We start from the raw sequence: 7,093 nt of genomic DNA on the forward strand, positions 1-7,093 counted from the left end.
GATGCTGGCCGAACTGATGGAAGAAGCGGGTCTGCCCAAAGGTATCCTGCAGGTCGTCAACGGCGACAAGGAAGCAGTCGATGCGATCCTTTATGACGACACGATCCAGTCGGTCGGCTTTGTCGGCTCGACCCCGATTGCCGAATATATCTATGGCACGGGCTGTGCACAGGGCAAACGCGTGCAGTGCTTTGGTGGTGCCAAGAACCACATGATCATCATGCCCGACGCCGACATGGACCAAGCCGCCGATGCGCTGGTCGGTGCAGGCTATGGTGCGGCTGGCGAACGTTGCATGGCGATTTCCGTCGCCGTGGCCGTGGGTGATGAAACAGCAGACCGCCTGCTCGAAAAACTTGTCCCCAAAGTCGAGGCGCTGAAGGTCGGCCCCTATACCGCAGGCAATGACGTGGACTATGGCCCCGTTGTCACTGCTGCCGCCAAGGCCAACATCGAACGTCTGGTGCAAACCGGCATCGACCAAGGTGCAAAACTGGTCGTTGATGGTCGTAACTTCAAACTGCAGGGCTATGAAGACGGCTTCTTTGTCGGCCCGCACCTCTTTGACAACGTCACCAAGGACATGGACATCTACAAGACCGAAATCTTCGGCCCCGTCCTGTCCACCATCCGCGCACAAACCTATGAAGAGGCCATCGGCCTTGCCATGGACCACGAATATGGCAACGGTACCGCGATCTTCACCCGCGACGGTGACACCGCCCGCGATTTCGCCAACCGCATCAACATCGGCATGGTCGGCGTGAACGTGCCGATCCCTGTGCCGCTGGCCTACCACACCTTTGGCGGCTGGAAGAAATCCATGTTCGGCGATCTGAACCAGCACGGACCGGACGCGTTCAAGTTCTACACACGGACCAAGACAATCACATCGCGCTGGCCCTCGGGCATCAAAGAAGGCGGCGAGTTCTCGATCCCGCTGATGGAGTAAAACATCAAAGGCCCACCGGAAACGGTGGGCCTTTTTCGTCGCTGCTGGCTGCTTTACCCGGCCAGCGCCAGGTGCAGGAGTTACGCGCTTAGACAGAAGCTGCCCGCTTTCGGTGTCGCGAAACAACGCAGCACTTGGTCAGGCCGATTGCCCTTTCATGTGCCGTTCCGGCGGTTCCTTCAGGCATTAGCCCTTGCGGATCTCGACCTTCGCGGCTTCCCGTTGCTTCGGGGCCGTCTTCGGAATGGTGATGGTCAACACACCGTCCTTGAGTTGGGCATCCACATCTTCGCCGCGGGCGTCCGGGGGCAAACGAAACGAACGACTGAAAGCGCCATAGTGCCGCTCCGAAAAGTACCATGTATCCCCCTTGTCTTCGCGCTCGGTACGCTTTTCGCCCTTCAGTAAAACGACACCGTCTTCGACGCTGAGGTTGATGTCCTTTTCTTCCACGCCGGGCAGCTCGACAGCGATGCGGTACGCATCATCATCTCCCGAAGCTTCAGACGCTGGCGCCAGCCATTCCGAGACGCGTTCACCCAGTTGGCGAAATGGATCGTAGAGTGATGGCCAAAAGCCGCTGGTGTGGGATTTCTCAACCATATCCGTACTCCTCTTTGATAGGTGTATCCTGCGAAAGGACGTACTTCACCCGGCATCAACGGGTTTTGATCTTTCTCAAACGCGGACTGGCAACAGGGTCCGGGCTCTCGAAGCTGTCAACATGGTGAAGACTTTGGCATGTGGCGGTGCCCCCGAGCAGCTTGAACGGGATGGCGGTTGCGACGTTCGGGTTCTTCAGTGAAGGCTTTTCGGCTTGGTAACCGGCGCAATCGGATGACGTCATTATCTGCACGCCTACAAGCCGTCCGCCTCACCTAGGACTTGCCAACCACATCTGTTCCGCGCAAGATATGAACAAGCGTTCAATTCCTTGACGGGAGGCAAAGATGGATTTCGCTCTGACCGAAGAACAATCTGCCATTTTCGACATGGCCCGCGATTTCGGTGCCGAACATATCGCACCCCATGCCCGCACATGGGAGGCCGAAGGCACCATCCCCAAAGCACTCTGGCCCAAGCTTGCGGAACTCGGTTTCGGCGGGCTCTATGTGTCCGAAGAGCGCGGCGGCACCGGCCTGTCGCGGCTTGATGCAACATTGGTGTTTGAAGCGCTGTCGCAGTCCTGCGTCTCTGTCGCGGCCTTCCTGTCGATCCATAACATGTGCGCGCGGATGATTGACGCCTATGGCACTGACGCGCTCAAGGACCGCATGCTGCCAAAGGCGCTTAGCATGGAAACAGTCCTGTCCTACTGCCTGACCGAACCCGGGTCAGGCTCGGACGCGGCGGCACTCAAGACCAGGGCAGCACGCGACAATTCCGGCTATCTTCTGACCGGCACCAAAGCGTTCATCTCAGGTGGCGGCTATTCCGACGCCTATATCGTGATGGCCCGCACAAGCGATGACGGCCCCAAGGGGATCAGCGCCATTGTGGTCGAGGATGGTGCGGCGGGTCTGTCATTCGGCGGGCTTGAGGATAAAATGGGCTGGCGGTCACAACCCACACGGCAGGTGCAAATGGACGACTGCCCTGCCCCTGCCGAGAACCTGCTGGGCGAAGAAGGCCAAGGCTTCAAATACGCCATGGCAGGCCTTGATGGCGGGCGTCTGAACATCGCGGCCTGTTCGATCGGTGCCGCGCAATCCGCCCTTGATCAAACCGTAGCCTATATGGCCGAGCGCCGCGCTTTCGGGCAATCCATCGACCAGTTTCAGGGCCTGCAATTCCGGCTTGCCGATATGGAAATCGCCCTGCAATCGGCCCGCACTTTCCTGCGCCAAGCGGCATGGAAGCTTGACACAGGTGCACCGGATGCGACGAAATTCTGCGCCATGGCCAAGAAACTCTGTACCGAAACCGGCAGCACGGTCGCCGACCAGTGCCTGCAATTGCACGGTGGCTACGGCTATCTGGCCGACTACGGCATCGAAAAGATCGTACGTGATCTGCGCGTGCATCAGATTTTGGAAGGCACCAACGAAATCATGCGCCTGATTACAGCGCGCCATATGATCCAATAGCTAACGCCGTCCCGGACCCCGATCCGGGACCTCACAAAGGCCCACCCAAGTGACCGACATCATCATCCGCAAATCCGGCAAAGCAGGCCTCATCACGCTGAACCGCCCCAAAGCACTGAATGCGCTGACATGGGATATGTGTCTGGCAATCGAGGCAGCCTTGGACGCATGGCGGTCCGATCCCGAGGTCGCCCTGATCCTCATCGACGGCGCAGGCGAACGCGCCTTTTGTTCCGGCGGCGATATTGCGGAAATGTATGCCTCTGGCCAAAAAGGCGATCTCGACTATGGCCGCCGTTTCTGGCGTGACGAATATCGCCTCAATGCCAAGATCCGGCGCTACCCCAAGCCCGTCGTCAGCTTCCTGCACGGCTTTACCATGGGCGGCGGGGTTGGTGTCGGCTGTCATGCGTCCCACCGTATCGTCTGCGAAAACAGCCAGATCGCCATGCCCGAGTGCAGCATCGGTCTTGTGCCCGATGTGGGCGGCTCGCTCCTCCTCGCACAAGCACCCGGGCATTGCGGCGAATTCCTCGGGCTCAGCGGCGACCGCATGGACACGGGCGATGCGCTCTACGCCGGTTTCGCCGACCATTTTGTCCTGCAAGACGGTTGGGCGGAGTTGAAAGAGACCCTGATCAGCACGGGCGACGCGTCCTTGATCGAAGCCACATCCGGACCCCCGCCGCCCGCGCGACTGGCCGCATGGCAAGCCGAAATCAATAGCTGCTTTAATGGTGCTACGCTGGCGGACATCTACCGCGCCATGGCGGCAACGCCTGACGGACCCGCCATCACCCATGCGCGCAAGCTGATGGACCGGAACGCCCCGCTGGGCATGGCCGTCGCGGTCAGGATCATACAGGCCGCCCGCCGCAGCCCCGGCATCGAAGAGGCTTTGGAGCGCGAATTCCGCTACACCTATCGCTGTGTCGCACAGGGCGATTTTATCGAAGGCATCCGCGCGGCCATCATCGACCGTGACCGCAGCCCGAAATGGCAGCACGCTAGTTGGGAGGCTGTCAAAGACGAAGACGTCGCCGCAATGACCCAAGACCTCGGGCCAAACGCCTTGCAATGGAAGGAAACAACATGAAAATCGGTTTCATCGGACTGGGCAACATGGGCGCGCCCATGGCTGCAAACCTCGCCAAATCGCATGAGGTCGTGGGCTTTGATACGATCGCTGCCCCCGCCGGCCTGACACTTGCGCAAAGCGCTGCAGATGCTGCAAATGACGCTGATGTCGTCATCACCATGCTGCCCAACGGCGAAATCCTGCGCGCGGTTGCAGCCGAAATTCACCCCGCGATGAAGGCAGGGGCTATCCACCTTGACTGCTCGACCGTTGATGTTGAAAGCGCGCGCGCCGTGGCCGCAGAGGCCGAGGCCGCAGGCCTGTCCGCCATCGATGCGCCCGTATCGGGCGGCATCGGCGGGGCCACCAACGGCACGCTCACCTTCATGGCGGGCGGTCCTGCCGCAGCCTTCGCCACTGTCGAACCGCTCTTTGCGATCATGGGGCAGAAGGCTGTGCATTGCGGGCCGTCAGGTAACGGCCAAGCAGCCAAGATCTGTAACAACATGATCCTTGGCGTCACGATGATCGCCACCTGCGAAGCATTCGCGCTGGCCGACAAACTGGGGCTGGACCGGCAGGCAATGTTCGATGTGGTCAGCACATCTTCCGGTGCATCATGGAGCGTGAACGCCTATTGTCCCGCCCCGGGGATTGGCCCGCAGAGCCCCTCCGATAACGGATACAAACCGGGCTTTGCTGCCGAACTGATGCTCAAAGACCTGAACCTGAGCCAGATGGCGGCAGAGGCCGCCGACGCTGACACGCCCATGGGACAGGCCGCGCGCGATCTCTATGCGCAGTTTGTTGAAAACGAAGGCGGAAGCGGCAAAGACTTTTCTGCCATGCTGCCGCGCTTTGAAAAGCGGCACCGCACCTGACTTTCTTCGTCCAATCAAACTTTCGCCGAAGGCATCCCCAAAATTCAAGAATTTTGGGGTCCTATTCCGCCGCGACCTTGCGCGCCGCCAGCATCTCCTTGAGATATCGGCCCGTATGACTTTCAGGCACCTCTGCCACTTCCTCAGGCGTTCCCGTGGCAACCACCTGACCGCCGCCATCACCCCCCTCGGGGCCGATGTCGATGATATGGTCAGCCGTTTTCACCACATCGAGGTTGTGTTCGATCACAATCACCGAATTGCCCTGATCGACCAGTTCATGCAGCACTTCCAACAGCTTGCGCACGTCTTCGAAATGCAGACCGGTCGTCGGTTCGTCGAGAATATAGAGCGTGCGCCCCGTCGACCGCCGCGCTAGTTCCTTGGACAGCTTCACACGCTGCGCTTCTCCGCCTGACAGCGTCGTCGCTTGCTGGCCCACCTTGATGTACCCCAGCCCCACACGCATCAGCGCATCCATCTTTTCACGGATCGACGGCACGGCGGTAAAGAAGGTCTGCGCATCCTCGACGGTCATGTCCAGCACATCGGCAATCGACATGCCCTTGAACTTGATCTCCAGCGTCTCGCGGTTATAGCGCGCACCCTTGCAGGTCTCGCAGGTCACATAGACGTCGGGCAAGAAATGCATCTCGATCTTGATGACACCGTCACCCTGACAGGCCTCGCAACGCCCGCCTTTGACGTTGAAACTGAAGCGCCCGGGCTTATAGCCGCGCGCCTTCGCTTCGGGCATACCGGCGAACCATTCGCGGATCGGGGTAAAGGCCCCCGTATAGGTGGCAGGGTTCGAGCGTGGTGTGCGCCCGATGGGGCGCTGGTCAATGTCGATCACCTTGTCCAGATGCTCGAACCCTTTGATCGTCTCGCAGGGGCCCGGGGTCTGGCGCGCACCGTTCAACTTCATCGACGCATTCTTGAACAGCGTCTCGATTGTCAGGGTCGACTTCCCCCCGCCCGAGACACCTGTGACGCAAACAAACTGCTGCAGCGGGAAATCAACGGTCACGTTTTGCAGGTTGTTGCCGGTGGCCTTGACCACGGTCAGTTTCTTGCCCTTGCCCTTGCGGCGCTTGGCCGGCACCTCGATCCTACGTGCACCAATCAGGTATTGGCCAGTGACCGAATTTTCATTCGCCATAATTTCCGCTGGCGTCCCTTGGGCCACCACCTGACCGCCATGCACACCCGCGCCGGGTCCGATATCAAAGACATAATCCGCCTCGCGGATCGCCTCTTCGTCATGTTCCACAACGATCACGGTATTGCCCTGATCCCGCAGGTTCTTCAACGTCGTCAGCAAACGGTCATTGTCACGCTGGTGCAGGCCGATCGACGGCTCGTCCAGCACGTAAAGCACGCCCTGCAGGCCCGAACCGATCTGGCTGGCCAGCCTGATGCGTTGGCTTTCGCCCCCCGACAGCGTGCCGGAATTACGCGAAAGGGTCAGATATTCCAGACCGACGTTGTTCAGGAACCCCAAACGCTCGCGGATTTCCTTCAGGATCGCCGCCGCGATTTCGTTCTTCTGCTTACTCAGTGACGACGGCACATCCTGACACCAGTCATAGGCCTCTTTGATCGACATCTTCACGACCTGCCCCACGTGCAAGCCGCCAATCTTGACCGCCAAGGCCTCTTCGCGCAGACGGTAGCCGCCGCAGGTCCCACAATTGCGGTTGTTCTGGAAATTCTCGAATTCTTCGCGAATCCAGTTGCTATCCGTTTCGCGATAGCGGCGTTCCATATTCGGGATCACGCCCTCGAACGCGCGTTCAACCTGATAGACGCGACCACCTTCATCGTAGCGGAACTTGATCTCTTCCTTGCCGGAGCCGTACAGGAAAACCTGCTGTATCTTCGGGTCGAGATCTTTCCAGCGGGCGTTTTTATTAAAGCCGTAATGCTTGGCAATCGACTCGATGGTTTGCAGGAAATACGGGCTCTTGCCCTTGCGCCACGGGGCCAGAGCGCCATCAGCAATTTTCAGGGTCACATCGGGCACAACAAGCTGTTCGTCGAAAAAGAGCTCGACCCCCAGACCGTCACAGGACGGGCAGGCACCGAATGGCGC

At 59.6% G+C, this 7,093-nt stretch carries 6 protein-coding genes; 4 read left to right on the plus strand and 2 right to left on the minus strand.

Going from position 1 to position 7,093, the window contains the following annotated elements:
* The coding region (locus VGP75_RS04960) for an aldehyde dehydrogenase family protein (protein ID WP_327542598.1) at window positions 1–952 on the plus strand (952 nt) is incomplete at its 5' end.
* A 186-nt stretch (window positions 953–1,138) separates the two neighbouring features.
* On the opposite strand, the gene VGP75_RS04965 is transcribed toward VGP75_RS04960, so the two are convergent.
* Window positions 1,139–1,555, minus strand: coding sequence for an Hsp20/alpha crystallin family protein (locus VGP75_RS04965; RefSeq protein ID WP_110279062.1), 417 nt, complete (start codon window positions 1,553–1,555; stop codon window positions 1,139–1,141).
* 347 nt (window positions 1,556–1,902) lie between these two features.
* Here VGP75_RS04965 and VGP75_RS04970 point away from each other — a divergent pair, with 347 nt between their 5' ends.
* Genes VGP75_RS04970 through mmsB form a run of 3 tightly spaced genes read left to right on the plus strand, consistent with a single transcriptional unit; the run spans window position 1,903 to window position 4,998 of the window.
* On the plus strand, window positions 1,903–3,039 hold the full coding sequence (locus VGP75_RS04970; RefSeq protein ID WP_327542599.1) for an acyl-CoA dehydrogenase family protein: 1,137 nt from the start codon (window positions 1,903–1,905) through the stop codon (window positions 3,037–3,039).
* Window positions 3,040–3,088: 49 nt separating this feature from the next.
* Window positions 3,089–4,135 (plus strand): enoyl-CoA hydratase/isomerase family protein, encoded by a 1,047-nt coding sequence (locus VGP75_RS04975; RefSeq protein WP_327542600.1) that lies wholly within the window; start codon window positions 3,089–3,091, stop codon window positions 4,133–4,135.
* A complete protein-coding gene (mmsB, locus tag VGP75_RS04980) occupies window positions 4,132–4,998 on the plus strand; it encodes a 3-hydroxyisobutyrate dehydrogenase (RefSeq protein ID WP_327542601.1) in 867 nt (288 codons plus the stop codon). Before VGP75_RS04975 ends, mmsB begins: the two co-directional genes overlap by 4 nt.
* A 61-nt stretch (window positions 4,999–5,059) precedes the next feature.
* Here the strand turns inward: mmsB and uvrA are convergent.
* Window positions 5,060–7,093 (minus strand): excinuclease ABC subunit UvrA (uvrA, locus tag VGP75_RS04985; RefSeq protein WP_327542602.1); only part of this gene is annotated, 2,034 nt, incomplete at its 5' end.

It is taken from the genome of Yoonia sp., from assembly GCF_036007805.1.
In the GTDB taxonomy this organism is placed as follows: domain Bacteria; phylum Pseudomonadota; class Alphaproteobacteria; order Rhodobacterales; family Rhodobacteraceae; genus Yoonia.